Here is a 14,078-nt window from a genome sequence, read left to right as displayed (position 1 = left end):
TCACCTTCTTTTGCTGTTATTCCTGTTCATCATCGTTTCGCTTGGCGGGCAAGGTAGGCGCTGTACTGAAAAATGCGTTCCAGTGATCTCCGTCGAATCTGCGGTTCATCGAACTTCATCGGCTTCGCATTCGCTTCGAAGAACCAGATCTCGCCCAGATCGTCAATACCCAGGTCCATGGACATTTCACCAAGCGTATGCCCTGAGCCTCGTTCCACTTGTCTCGCGATCAACAATGAAGTGGACTTCACCCGCTTCATCAATGAAGTCGACATTTCTTCCCCGAACAGATCAGTGAGCAGTTTCTCAGGGTCCTCCACCGTACCTCCACGCGGAACGTGGGTCGTAATGCTTCGGGACCCGGCAAGACGGGCGCCAACACCGGTTACGCTCCACTGCCCTTTGCCGTTTTTTTGCACAAGTACCCGTAGATCGAATGGACGCTTATGGGACGAAGCTAGCTCAATACCTTGTTGCATGATATAGGGCGTGTGTCCGGTTTCCTTGCGAATTCTTGCCCATAACTTGGAAAGGGTTGCTGCTTTGTACGTGGTGCTTTTTCGGGTGCTCTGTATTTTAAGCCGATAAGGAAGACGTTCTTTTTCCTGGAACTTGAGCATCATGATTCCTTTGCCGGCTTTGCCGCTCTCTGGTTTCAGATACAGGTAAGGATACGATCGAAGCACCGTCCCCAGAGCGGTTGCTGTTCGCATTCGGCGAGTATAGGGAATCAGCTGCTGGGTAGACTTGGATTTCTTGAGCCATTCGAACAAATTCCATTTATTGAAGAAAAACGGGTTATACAGTTCGATTCCGGAATGCATGCACTCCTCAATTTTGCGCTGTACTGAAGGTTTGCGTTCATCTTCCCGGTTGGGAATCCGATTGTAAAGCACATGGGGAAGGGGGAAGGACTGTGAAGTCCATCTCCCAATTCCATTATTGTACGTGTATCCTTTCACAGTGGGGCCGCTCACATTCAAATCTCTTACAGTCACGACGTACACCACATATCCCATATTTTCGCCCGTTTGTACAATATCCAAGAAGTTTTGTTGGTTTCCTCTGAACATCCGACGATCATCATGCATGGTCAAGACAGCAATAACGGGTCTAAAATCATCCTGCAAGCTCATCAAATGCCGTCTTTCTTCCGGAATTTGCTCAAATAAAGGCAATGTTCCAGGATGTGCTCCACCGATGATTTTCCTTCCAGCCGCAGCGAAGGGTGACGGAAAATGGAGCGGCCGGGTTTGGCGTTCGCTTCGAACATCCATACATGTTCCTCCTGATCAATGCCCAGATCAAAGCCAATCTCACCAATTAGATGCTGGTGCTGGGTTTCAATCGCCTGGGCCAGTGTAATAGCGACGGATTTGGCATGCTGGAGCACTTCTCCCGCTCGGTCGCCAAAGTTGCGGCTGAGCGCCTGCTCAGGGGTCATCAGGGAACCACCATTTTTGATATGTGTGGTTACGCTACCTCGGCCGGCCTTCTTGGCGCCAATACCAACGACCACCCATTGATTGTTTCCATTTTTATGCATGTGAAAGCGGAAATCAATCGGACAGTCGTCGATCTCAATGAGCCGGATACCCTGTTGAACGACATAACCGCGAAGCTGTTTGCCGTGTCTGCCTTGAAGCATGCGCATCAGGCTGTTGAATGAACCAAAACGCAGCAAGGCGTTGCCGCCTTTTTTGCGATAACGGGCGAAATATCCACGTTTGGGCGAATAGGTCAATCGATAGATCCCGTTGCCCAGACTTCCTGCTGTTGGTTTGTAATAGACAAACTGATGGCGTTCCAGCATTTCTTTCATCTGTTCTACCGTCGGGTTGGTGATGGATTCAGGAATATAACGTCCTGCCGCCGGGTCGTTCTCCAGCAGTTTATAAATATCAGATTTGTTGAAGAAACTCCAATTGAAGAAAGGGATCTTGCGTCGGATGAATCGCTCCCGCAGCTGGTTGATTGCTGGTGAGAAGTCAGAGCGGCGGCTGGGTAATCGGTTATACACGACGTCTGGCAGAGGTACGGTTTTGCGACTGAAGCTTCCATTGTCGTTAAGGAAAAAACCGGATACTGTTTCATTCTGCCAGTTAATATCTCGTGGGGTAAACGCATAAATATAGGATTTGCGGCTGCCTTCGCGGAGCAGCTGTTTAATGAAACCCGTACGGGAGCCAAAAGGGCTGGTACCTGTAGCTGGTCCGTCAGACAATACGCCAATCAATGGACCCAGTTGAACTTCATCATTCTGCAGGTTACGAAGGTAGATACTGCCTCTTTTTGGAACGTTCATCAGATTGCGTATGCCTGAGGCGAGATAGAGATGTTTACCTGCTTTTTTGATTGGTTTGATCGTGGCAGGTACCCGGTCACGTCCAAACCGCAGATGTATCGTTTTTTTGCCGGATAGATTTAGGCTTTTCATTAACGCGTTGGATACATAAACCACTTTATCCGGCTGCTTTGTGAAATGCAGATTGCAAAAGGTCAAACTCATGATTTATCCTCCTATCCTGAAAAGATCCTTAGGCTCCATGGCAAGCGGGGCGCTGCGTGCCTCAACCGCCGTGAATCGGGATGGGTTTCAGGCCAGCTGTGCTGGATGTATTCGGCATTTTCGTTGGACGCTTCACGTCCGTGAGAACATGTTGTTGCAGCAAGTAACGGGCATAGGCAAGCGGCCGGGCGTAGGTCAGACTGTGCATACGGGGATCACCCGCCTCTGCGAATGAGGATCGTCCCGGCCTGGAGTTCACTTCAAGCAGCCAAAGGCGACCCTGAACATCTGCTCCGAAATCAAGGCCCAGTTCGGCCAGTCTGCCAAATCGGCTTTCCAACAGGGGAGGGATACGGGCAGCAGCCTGCCTGATCGTATCCAGCAGAGCGCTGGATTGCTTGCTCCCATATCGTTCCAGTAGATAAGGATGCACGGGGTACGCTTTTCCTCCTCCATGCAAATTGGAAGTGAGTGAGCCAGCCGGTCCTTCCCGTACCATACATCCGGTTAGAGACCAGTGTCCTCGCCCATTTTTTTGCACCAAGGCCCTAATGTCGAACGGTCGTCCACGATGACTTAGTTCCAGATACGGCTGTAAGATCATCTTTTTACCGGCCTTGTGTGAATCCAGCCAGGCAGAGACGTCCTGGCGATGCTCAAATGTACGGTGTATCAATTCATTGCGGGTATTTCTGCCCTCCATAATCCAGGAGGTGTGGTGATCTTCGCGATAAAGGCGAAACGTATCTTTACCATGGGTGCCCGATACAGGTTTAAAGAAAATACCTTTTGGCCAGCGCTCCAGCCATTGCTCCCATAGGGTATTCGACTTAAGAAGTGTCGTAGGCGTAAGAAGAGCACGCAGTCTTACATCAGTAGATAAGGCGCGATATACTTTCCATTTACCAGGTAAAGAAGAAGACCAGTAACGGGCAGGGTCTCCGTTACCTGAGGATGCTAGCTGCTGAAGCTGCTGTTTGACTGTTCTGGGAAGTGGCAGTAGACAGCGGTCCATGATCAGGTCTACAGCAGGAAGAGGCACGATGTTCCATTCCCCTCTGTCAAATACATAGCCCTGTGTGAGACCAGACACGCTGGGGTTATTCGATACGGTCAGCACAATGATATTTAGGCCGTATCGATGGCTTTCCAAACTGAGACGACGACAGAAGAGTTCATCTACGAAAGGAGGCGAGCCTTCTGTTGCCCGAACCAGGATAGCAACTGTTTTTGTTTGATGTTGCAGGAACATTCCGCTGCACCTCCTCTAATGGATGACTCTTCAGAATCCGGCTAGATAGGTGGAGTATTCCAGCATCGCTTTGACCGAAGGCCGGATTTTACTCTCACTCAGTGGTGTATTGTCGTTCTTGGATGGTTTGGAGTTGACTTCGAGCAGCCATACGCGTCCAGTGGAGTCCAGGGCCAGATCAATACCGAGTTCTCCAAAATGAGCAGGGATGGCACTCTCGATCCCTTTTGCAATATCCAGTGCTGCGGTGTGCAATCCTGCATATGCGGAAGCTTTGGCTGATCCGGACAGCTGCGTTTTGGCAACAGCTTCCTTGACGGTGCTGAGACTTCCACCCCGTGCCAGATTGGATACATAGTGACTCCCGCCCGCAATCCGGGCTACGATGGAGGTTACACTCCATTTTCCTGTACGGTTTTTTTGCACGAGCGCACGGAAATCCACGGGTCTGCCACTGTTATCAATGAGAGTCAGCCCTTGCTGGATCTGGTAACGCGTTGTTTTCATTTTCCCAGACATACTGGCATACAGTTTATCCAGAGAAGCATACGTTTGTTTCCGGGTACCTCCGACGCCAGTCGCTAAAGTGAGGAAACTTCCGTCAGTCTGACGTGAGACCCGGATGATGCCTTTGCCCAAAGAACCACGTACTGGCTTCAGAAATACAACCGGATGTCGGTTGCACATCGTCTTTAGCATGGTGGATGTCTTGAGCAAATGAGACTCGGGAAGAACTCGTTTAAGCGTTGAAATGGACTTGAGTGCATCAAATACTTCATTTTTGTCCAGAAACTTTTCATTGAAGGTTTGCGTGCCGTAGAGCGATTTTACTTCTTTCATAAAATGCTGTACGCTAGGTTTGTTCTCCAGCTTGCGGGACGTTAGCCGGTTATTGACGACGTCTGCTACAGGCAGAACAGTCTTTTTCCAGCCGTCATCATACACCCAGCCTTTCATATAACCTGTTACCGCTCCAATATCCTCCGGTGTGAAAAAGGATACATAGGCGCCTTGCTTACGGCAGGCGTTCACCAGTTCTTGACAGAACATCGTGATGGAGCCAAAGGGCCGATCGGGCTGATCGGGATAATCCTGGCTAATCAGTACACTGATGTAGGGGCCAAGACGAAGCGTACGGCTGGCTGAACGATAGGATACCCTCAGGACCGAACGTGGAACTAGACCGGTCTTGCTGGCAACCGTCTGATTGATGCGCAGCCCGTCATACTTTGGTACCGGAATGACAGTGACTTCTCGGCGGAAAGAGCCAAATTGCAGCTGAAGCGGCCTTCCTGAAGGGATTTTAAGTGCCTTGAGCACCCCTTCGCCCAGCATGATGACGTCGTCCTGCAGGATGCCCGAGCCGGTAACCTGAATCGTTACTTTTTTAGTGGACATCACGGATCTCCTTCCGGGCGGCAACTTGATGTCTGATCTCGAAGTTGAACGGCATCTGAACATGGCATGTGCTTCATCATATGAGGACATATAACCCTTGGTGATTGACCCATTTGGATTAAATGCATTTGATGCTCGGCAGGTAATGGATGGCATGTTTTCGCAACCTTTGTTTGACGGAAGTGAAATACGTGTATTAACACGGGTGAACGTTGCGATGAGAATGTGATGAATACGAATGGATAACAGAAGAACAACCCAATTTGAGGAGGAATTATAGTGAACATTTATGACAAAGCCAATGATTTGGCCAAAGCACTGAGAGAAAGCAGCGAGGTGGAAGAAATTACTTCTGCGATGAAGCTGATTGAAACAGATCCGGAAGCAAAGGCTATGCTGGATAATTTCCGTGATCAACAAATGGAATTGCAACAACGTATGATGAGTGGGGATATGCCTGCACCGGACGAAATGGAGAAAATGGAGAAACTGTTCGAGGTACTGAGCCTGAACCTGAATATCCGTCGTCTGTTTGACGCTGAACGTCGCCTGAGTGTTATTATCGAAGACGTGAACAAAATTATTGCAGACAGTCTGGGTCATCTGTACGGTGGCGCTGAAGCCTAAACCTAAAACCTTGTCCCGTTTTTTTGCCTGAACCTCTCATATTAGCTCCTTATCGTTCATAGACTAGACATATAGAGTCGATCAAGAACGAAGGAGCTGTGAATGGTGAAAAGGTTGAAGAAAGCAAAACATGTGATCTATCTGCTTATCGCGTTGTCGATGCTGGTTATTGCGTTGCCGCGGATTTCCTTTGTTGGTGGAATGGACTGGGTTAATATTTTTGGCATCGTATGGGTGCTATTCTCATTATTAATCATTGGTGCACATCTACATTTTATTCTTGGTGTGGATGAAGAGAAGAAGCGTGCACTGGAAGCTGTTCGGCGGGCAAAGCTGCGGCAGTGGGAGATGAAACTGGTGGACAAGCAGGAGCAGAGCAAATCTGTATAAGGTTTGGAACACAGATGACATGGTGATAGAGATGGTTCTATCTGTTTAAGTAAGGCCGGATTCCCTTTGGTATGAAAGGGACCGGTCTTTTTTATATCCTTATAATTTGCTGTTCTGATTATTCAGATCGATGTAGCGCAGTTCTTTAGGAGAATGGTGCGTGGAATGGGGTTATTTTCCTAAGGTCGTGTTATAATAGATACAGAATAGTACAGATGCATCTTCGGGGGTGGTACAGATGGACGGACAGGAAGAAAACGTGACGAAGCACGAACAATTGCTTCAACATATTGAACAACTGAAGGTAGGCAGTAAAATATCGGTGCGTGGACTGGCGCGGGAGTTGGGCGTAAGCGAAGGAACAGCGTATCGTGCAGTAAAAGAGGCAGAGAACTTCGGCCTGGTCGTGACCAAGGAACGAATTGGAACGGTGCGGATCGAGAAAAGACCTCGCGGTATGACCGAGCAGCTGACTTTTGCCGATGTGGTAACCATCGTCGAAGGTCATGTGCTGGGTGGAAGTGACGGTCTGGCCAAACCGCTTCACAAGTACGTGATCGGTGCGATGAAAGAGCAGGCCATGGCCCGATACATTGACGCGGGAAGCCTGTTAATTGTTGGTAACCGGGACAATGCACATTCCCTTGCGCTCGAACAGGGCGCAGGTGTATTAATTACAGGTGGATTTGGTACAAGCCGTGAAGTGAGGGTGATGGCTGATGAGTTAGGTCTGCCCATCATTTCCTCCCGGCATGATACGTTCACCGTGGCTTCAATGATTAACCGTGCGATCTTCGATCGACTGATTAAGAAAAAGATTATGTTGGTAGAGGACATTATCGGTCAGAAACCACGCCTTCAGGTGCTAAAGGTGACCAGTTCAGCCGCGGATTTTCATCTGCTGGTTTCCGAAACGGGAGAGCATCGCTTTCCGGTAGTAGATGAATGGAACCGGGTTATCGGTATCGTAAGTCTCAAAGATGTGAGCGAGTTAAAAGAGGATCAGAGTATTGAGAAGTGTGTCGTACGTCGCCCAATCACAGCTTCACTGCAAACCTCACTGGCTTCGGCTGCACAGATCATGACGTGGGAGGGTATTGACTTCCTACCAATTGTGGATCGGAATCGTAAACTGATTGCATCCGTCACACGTAAGGAAGTGCTGCAGGCGATGCGTGATGCACAGAAGCAGCCACAGCTTGGAGAGACGTTTGATCATCTGATCTGGAACGGGTTTGCAGAAGAGCGCGGAGAGCAGAACGAATTGTTTTTCCACGGATTCATCATTCCGCAGATGGCGACAGACCTCGGTACGATCTCGGAAGGTGTTCTGCTGAATGTGATGACACAGGCGGGACGGCGTGCCGCCTGGGACGTTACAGGTAACGACCATGTGGTGGATAATGTAACAACGTATTTTGTTCGTCCGGTACAGATTGAAGATCAGATTCTGGTTCGTCCCATTATTCTGGAGACAAGTCGTCGGACCTGCAAAATGGATATTGTCATTTCCCGTGATGGGAATGTTGTATGCAAAGCGGTGATGACTCTGCAATCCATTGACCATGCCTAGAAAAGCGAGAGATCCTGGATTCGAAAAATATCATAAGTTCAGAAAAAAGAGAGTATCCTCTTATCGAAATAGCACACTGTACCCCAAAATCAACGTGGTTCAGGCTTGTTCGATAGATGAGGATACTCTCTTTTTGGCAAAACGCAATGACATCGTGCTAATGCATCAGGCAGATTGTCCGGATGTCTTGCTAGTTCCACCGTCTGCATGTTGCTGAAGACGGGCATAGTAACTGCGGTTACGTAGACCGGCGAACAGATTGTACGCTCCCATAATTAGAAACAGCGCTTCCACAACGACGGATAGTGTAGAACCGGTAAACACAAACATCAGGATAAGGGAAAGAATAATCAACATGCTACCCATCCAGACGTTGGTCCATGAGCGATAAAGACCTGTGGCGATGGGATCAGTGGTTCTGCGCGAACGAATGCTGTTCAGAGCTGAACAGACCATGGCCAGGGCAAAGATGGCGATTAGGACATATTTGAGTACATCGATGAACACAAAGACGCAGCTCCTTTTCTGGAAAGCATTTACTGCCCTTATTGTACCATGCAGGCAGAGAGCAAGGGCAGTTTTTTTCCGGGGCTGTCATCTATTTCTAAGCCGGAACGTGCATCCGAATCTGTACCCAAACTTGCAGAACACCTTCCATCACCAGCATTGTTTTCACCTGGACGGTATATTCCTTTTCTCTGACCGTGTACACTTTTTGGTTCAGCATGATCCGCGTCATTTTGCTGTACTCATCGATGTTGAACACGTCGCGGCCCCGGAGCACCTCAAGTTCATCGCCCAGTTTCTGTAACATCACTTTCAGGGAGGCCTCGTCCGGACCTTTGTCAGAATCTTCTGCACGGACCTTGATTTCCTTAATGACGGTTTGGCGTTTACTGTATTTTTTCAGCGTTTTAATATCCTCCTCATTCTGATGCAGCTGAAGCTGCAACTCCTGATTATTGAGCCACAACTCGTTGTAACTCAAGTGAAATACACCGTTGTACACGACACAACCGGCGATCATTCCCAGAACAAAGACAGCAGTCATGCGCATAAGCGGGCGGTAACGTGCAAAAGGCGGGATTCTCATGGGCGCTGTCCTGGAGTCATGCTAACCCCGTCCTCCACCGCATACCCATTTCACCAGTTCGGTACCCATGTGGGCGCCCATAAATGCGGATATCAAATACAAAATTTGTTTGACTGCCGGAGACAGATTGCCGTCCAGCACGTTGCTTTCGATCACCCGCATCGGATCGATTGTACCGCCAACGGCCGCCGCGAGCGCCCAAATTTTAATTTTCCCAGCGACATCAAGCATCGTCTGTGTCGGAGGCTGGAGAGAGACCACCGCTCCTATACCTCCAATCATCGCGCCGCCCAGCACGATCCCAAACGCAATGAAGAAATCAAGAATAGCTTTGGACAAAAATGTGCTCATCTGGCAACACCCCTTTCAGACCTAGCAGCACACCTCCTGTCTTTGGTCCGTAACAGGGGGAGCGGCTTGTACTTCTATTGTATGGGCGTGCCCCCGAACGTTATGATAAAATAGAATAATAAAACACTCTTCAATAGGATGAATCCTTATATTTCATTCATTTCATTAATAGAGCATTTTACATGAATACAGAAAGCGACTTTCGGTCTGAACCGAAGGATGAAAAATACGGATAGAAGAAGATAGTGCAGTAACCTGATTCAAGCAGGTTGCTGCGACTGTCCATGGCGAAAGGAAGAAAAAAACATGAGTTCTTTTGTGCATTTGCACGTTCACAGTGAATATAGTTTGCTGGACGGCGCTGCGCGTATACCGGATCTCGTGAATAAAGCCGCGGATCTCGGAATGACTACGCTGGCATTGACCGACCACGGTGTAATGTATGGTGCTATTCCTTTCTATAAAGCATGCGTCGAGCGGGGAATTAAGCCGATCATTGGATGTGAGGCTTATATGACTGCCGGGTCTCGCAAAGAGCGGGGCAGCCGGAAGGATCAGCCGATCCATCATCTGATTTTACTGGCCAAAAATATGACGGGTTATCGCAATCTGATGAAACTATGCTCCATCGGTCATTTGGAAGGCTTCCATTACAAACCACGTATTGATATGGAGAGTCTGGCTGCCCATCACGAGGGTATCATCTGTTTAAGTGCTTGTCTCGGAGGCGAGGTTCCCCAGCATTTGCTGCATGGACGAGAAGAAGAGGCGAAGCGTGCGGCGCTGCGTTACAAACATATTTTTGGTGCCGATTTCTATCTGGAACTGCAGGATCATGGGCTATCTGAGCAAAAAAGAGTGAACCCCCAACTGATCCGTCTGGCAGCAGAGCTTGATATTCCACTGGTGGCGACCAATGATGCGCATTATCTGTCCGAAGAGGACGCTGAGCTTCAAGATGTGTTGATCTGCATCGGAACAGGGAAAACGGTAGATGACGAGAATCGGCTTCGCATCGGAACCAATCAGCTCTATCTCAAGAGTGAAAAAGAAATGGCGCGTTTGTTCCCCCATGTGCCCGAGGCTTTGACGAATACGGTTCGCATCGCGGAGTCGTGTGAGTTGCAGCTGGAGTTCGGTAAATCCATTTTGCCGGAGTATAGACCACTTCCTGAAGGGAAAACTCCTTCTGCCTATCTGCGTCAGTTGTGCGAAGAGGGAATGGAAGAGCGCTATAGTGAATCATCACGTTGGACGGATACGGAGCTCAGAGCCGAACTTGAACAGCGGCTGGATTATGAGCTCCGGGTTATAGACAGTATGGGATTCTCGGATTATTTCCTGATCGTATGGGATTTTATCGCCTATTCTCACCAGCAGGGAATTGTCACCGGACCGGGTCGTGGTTCCTCGGCAGGTAGTCTGGTTGCCTACACCTTGCGTATTACAGACGTTGATCCCATGAAGTATAACCTGCTCTTCGAGCGGTTTTTGAATCCTGAGCGGATCTCCATGCCGGATATTGATATCGACTTCAGCGATGAACGTCGGGACGAAGTCATTGAGTATGTTGCGAAAAAATACGGCAAAGCCCATGTCGCCCAAATCATTACCTTTGGTACGATGGCTGCCCGTGCTGCTGTTCGGGACGTTGGACGTGCCCTGAATGTGCCTTACGGCGAGGTGGACAAGGCAGCGAAGCTGATTCCTGCACAGCTTGGTATTAACATTCAGCGGGCAATGGAAGCCACCCCTGAACTGAAGGCTTTGTATGAGACCAAGCCGAAAACACGTGAATTGCTCGATATGGCTATGAAGGTGGAAGGCATGCCTCGTCATGCTTCCACGCATGCGGCGGGGGTTGTCATCTCCCGTGATCCGCTGACGGATGCTGTTCCGCTTCAGGAGGGCAGTGAGGGAACGGCCCTAACGCAATATTCCATGGAAAACCTGGAGTCCATTGGACTGCTCAAAATGGACTTCCTCGGTCTGCGTACCCTTTCAATTATTGAACGATGTCTGCGCTGGATTGGTGAAAATGGCGAAATTCCGGATTTTCGTCATATTCCGGACGATGATGCACTCACGTATGAGATGCTTGGTCGAGGTGACACGATGGGTATATTCCAGCTCGAATCCGCTGGAGTGCGTCGTGTCCTGAAGGAGCTGAAGCCGAGTGTATTTGAAGATATTATTTCCGTACTGGCCTTGTATCGTCCGGGCCCGATGGAGTTCATATCCAAATACATTCAGGGCAAACACGGACAGATCGAAGTGGATTATCCGCATGCCGATCTGGAGGCCATTCTCAAGGATACGTATGGCATCATTGTATATCAGGAACAAATTATGCAGATTGCTTCCCGGATGGCAGGTTTCTCTCTTGGTGAAGCGGATTTGCTTCGTAGAGCGGTTTCCAAGAAGAAACGGGAAGTACTGGATCTCGAACGTGGGCATTTTGTTCAGGGCAGTCTTAAGCAAGGATACAGTGAAGCGGAGGCAGACCTGGTCTATGACATGATCGTCAAGTTTGCCAACTACGGTTTCCCGCGTGCTCATGCCGCTGCGTATGGCGTGCTTGCTTTCCAGACGGCTTATCTGAAAGCACATTATCCCATTCATTTTATGGCATCCATGTTAACTGCCGTTATGGGCAGTCACCGCAAAGTAGCGGAGTACGTTGTGGAATGCCGACGCATGAATATTGAAGTGCTTCCACCGGATGTGAATGAGAGCGGCATTCTGTTTACACCTGTGCTTGCATCATCCAACAGAACTAGGGCTGGACAAGCGGCGGAAACCCAACGTTTAGGGGGAGAGCATAATGAGAACGGTACAGCAGGTTCTACGGTGGAACATGCTGTACATGATGATCATTATTCCGGACAAGCAGAGTACGGTGAAGCACCTCTGCCGGATGACCCGGGTCCTGAACCAGACGAAGACGGTAGTGGTGCATATGAGTGGCAGGCAGCGACGACAGTGCCAGAGCAGTCCGAGGATCGAAATAATTCTGGCGTAGTGACTGTTTCTACAGCAGATCGTCTGCATGGGACTGGGGAAGAGGAGTCCTCGCATTCCGAACAGCATGAAATGTCCGCTGTACAGGAGAAAGATGGATTGACGAATCAGAATTCTGATGCAGATTCAGCAACCGGGGCGATACGTTTCGGTCTGGCTGCGGTAAAAAATGTAGGTACCCAGGCGATGGAGAGTATCATGATTGTACGGCAGGAAAGACCGTTCGACAGCCTGCTCGATTTTTGTCGTCGCGTCGATTTGCGTGTATGCAACAAACGTGTAATTGAATCGCTTATTCAGGCGGGAGCCTTTGACACATTGCCTGGGCACCGCGCCCAATTACTGGCAATGCTGGATGAGACCGTGGAAGCCGCTCTGAAATGGCGCAAAGAACGCGAGGATCTGCAAATCCAATTGTTTGATTTTGTCGAGACGCCGAACTGGGAGATAGAATATCCCGAAATTCCGCCTTATTCCGGGAGCCAGCAGTTGGAGCTGGAACGCGAGTTGTTAGGTTTGTATCTGTCTGGTCATCCACTGGATGACTACGAAGATGTGCTTGAATCCAGCGGCGCAGATCGCATTATGGAGCTGACGGAAGCGGCTGACGATACGATGGCCGTCGCTGCCGGGATGGTCGTGTCTGTGAAGTCGATTACGACGAAACAGGGCAAGGCTATGGCGTTCATGGAGCTGGAAGACCAGATCGAACGCTGTGAAGTGGTTCTCTTTCCCGAAGTATGGCGGCGCAGCCAGCAGCATGTCGGGAAAGGTGAACTGCTCGTCGTGCGTGCCAAGGTGCAGCAGCAGGACGAAGGGTTCAAGCTGCTGGCTGAGGAAGTGGCGCCGTTGTCACCGGCGGCACTGGAACAGCAGCTGCGCAGCCGCGAACGGCGCGGTAAGCCCGGCAGCGGCAGTGCTTCGCGCCCGGCGGCTCCGCCACGGCAGGCGGCTGGCGCGGGAGCCGGAGCACAGCGCAGCAGCGCAGGCGTGAATGCTGGAGCTGCACGCAGCAGCGGAAGCCAGGGCCCGTCAGCGTCGCACAGCGCTGGGGGCGGATCTGGAGCGGCCGATGCTAATGGCGCCGCTTCCGTGGCTCGCCTGGCCGCTGAGGCCGCTGGCGGCACGGAGCAGAGCCGTGGGCCGCGAGTGGTGGAGCAGCGAGTGTTCGTGAAGATCACCCCGCAGGCGGAAAATCCGGAGCTTCTGGCCCGACTGAAACAATTGCTTCAGCAGCATTCAGGTCCGGTGGCGACGGTGCTCTTCTATGAACAGCATCAGAAGCTCCTTGCATTGAGTGATGCCTACCGGATTAAACCTTCGCCCTCTTTGTTCTCCGAGATGGAGAAGATGCTGGGTGAGGGTACGGTCAAAATAAAATAATAGGCTTTCATGCACGAAATTGTTTTCTTAATTCAAAGCCGCTAACGAACCTACCGCGTTTTAAAAGCGGATAATCATAAAATGCCAAGTTTAACGAACTTCAGTGACGTTACTCCGGTACAAAACTGCGGCATGAACTATAGAATGACGAAAAAACATCTCTGTGATTGTTAAACCGCAGTTTTGTGGAAATTGGAGCTAATCGCGTGCGTTGATTTCGTTTGGCCCGAATCGAATAATGCTAAAAAGGTGTATTTGGTCATTCTTACGACTCGGAGACAAGCCCTTATTCTTAATGACGAAGCCTGTTCGGCCAACTGCCGAGCAGGTTTTTTTTGTATTTATTTTACCCAATTACATCAAGAATGAAGGGGAAGGAGATATTGAACACAAGCATGTAATATGTGAATCTTTTTACATAATTTATAGGATAAGCAGACGGCCAAAGCGAATGTGCGGTTGGCATTTTTTATGAACATTT

11 protein-coding genes are annotated in these 14,078 nt (G+C 49.7%); 4 read left to right on the top strand and 7 right to left on the bottom strand.

What is annotated here, in order from left to right; translation table 11 throughout:
• Nucleotides 1–29: 29 nt before the first annotated feature.
• From G3352_RS20545 to G3352_RS20530, 4 genes are all read right to left on the bottom strand, one after another.
• Nucleotides 30–1,136, bottom strand: coding sequence for a YheC/YheD family endospore coat-associated protein (locus tag G3352_RS20545; RefSeq protein WP_163759626.1), 1,107 nt, complete (start codon nt 1,134–1,136; stop codon nt 30–32).
• Nucleotides 1,136–2,509, bottom strand: a complete 1,374-nt coding sequence (locus G3352_RS20540; protein ID WP_163759322.1) for a YheC/YheD family endospore coat-associated protein — start codon at nt 2,507–2,509, stop codon at nt 1,136–1,138. The genes G3352_RS20545 and G3352_RS20540 overlap by 1 nt, the downstream gene beginning before the upstream one ends.
• 61 nt (nt 2,510–2,570) lie before the next feature.
• Complete coding sequence (locus G3352_RS20535; RefSeq protein WP_163759319.1) at nt 2,571–3,761, bottom strand: YheC/YheD family endospore coat-associated protein; 1,191 nt, start codon at nt 3,759–3,761, stop codon at nt 2,571–2,573.
• A gap of 30 nt (nt 3,762–3,791) precedes the next feature.
• Nucleotides 3,792–5,159: a YheC/YheD family endospore coat-associated protein gene (locus G3352_RS20530; RefSeq protein WP_163759317.1), complete on the bottom strand. Its 1,368-nt coding sequence runs from the start codon at nt 5,157–5,159 to the stop codon at nt 3,792–3,794.
• A 279-nt stretch (nt 5,160–5,438) separates the two neighbouring features.
• Between G3352_RS20530 and G3352_RS20525 the strand changes: the two genes are divergently transcribed.
• The 3 genes from G3352_RS20525 (at nt 5,439) to G3352_RS20515 (ending at nt 7,749) form a co-directional block, all read left to right on the top strand.
• Nucleotides 5,439–5,786, top strand: coding sequence for a YlbF/YmcA family competence regulator (locus G3352_RS20525; RefSeq protein ID WP_062319951.1), 348 nt, complete (start codon nt 5,439–5,441; stop codon nt 5,784–5,786).
• A 102-nt stretch (nt 5,787–5,888) separates the two neighbouring features.
• On the top strand, nt 5,889–6,176 hold the full coding sequence (locus G3352_RS20520) for a hypothetical protein (RefSeq protein ID WP_205524971.1): 288 nt from the start codon (nt 5,889–5,891) through the stop codon (nt 6,174–6,176).
• A 238-nt stretch (nt 6,177–6,414) separates the two neighbouring features.
• Nucleotides 6,415–7,749 (top strand): DRTGG domain-containing protein, encoded by a 1,335-nt coding sequence (locus G3352_RS20515; protein ID WP_064639320.1) that lies wholly within the window; start codon nt 6,415–6,417, stop codon nt 7,747–7,749.
• Between the two features lie 165 nt (nt 7,750–7,914).
• On the opposite strand, the gene G3352_RS20510 is transcribed toward G3352_RS20515, so the two are convergent.
• From G3352_RS20510 to G3352_RS20500, 3 genes are all read right to left on the bottom strand, one after another.
• A complete protein-coding gene (locus tag G3352_RS20510) occupies nt 7,915–8,256 on the bottom strand; it encodes a YtpI family protein (RefSeq protein WP_345940786.1) in 342 nt (113 codons plus the stop codon).
• 97 nt (nt 8,257–8,353) lie between these two features.
• On the bottom strand, nt 8,354–8,842 hold the full coding sequence (locus G3352_RS20505) for a sporulation membrane protein YtrI (protein ID WP_076289791.1): 489 nt from the start codon (nt 8,840–8,842) through the stop codon (nt 8,354–8,356).
• Between the two features lie 21 nt (nt 8,843–8,863).
• On the bottom strand, nt 8,864–9,193 hold the full coding sequence (locus tag G3352_RS20500) for a YtrH family sporulation protein (protein ID WP_024629128.1): 330 nt from the start codon (nt 9,191–9,193) through the stop codon (nt 8,864–8,866).
• A 306-nt stretch (nt 9,194–9,499) separates the two neighbouring features.
• Between G3352_RS20500 and G3352_RS20495 the strand changes: the two genes are divergently transcribed.
• A complete protein-coding gene (locus G3352_RS20495) occupies nt 9,500–13,597 on the top strand; it encodes a DNA polymerase III subunit alpha (protein ID WP_163759313.1) in 4,098 nt (1,365 codons plus the stop codon).
• Nucleotides 13,598–14,078 lie beyond the last annotated feature (481 nt).

Source organism: Paenibacillus sp. ALJ109b (assembly GCF_010747435.1).
GTDB lineage: Bacteria > Bacillota > Bacilli > Paenibacillales > Paenibacillaceae > Paenibacillus > Paenibacillus taichungensis.
This window is presented reverse-complemented; position numbering and strand designations above follow the sequence as displayed.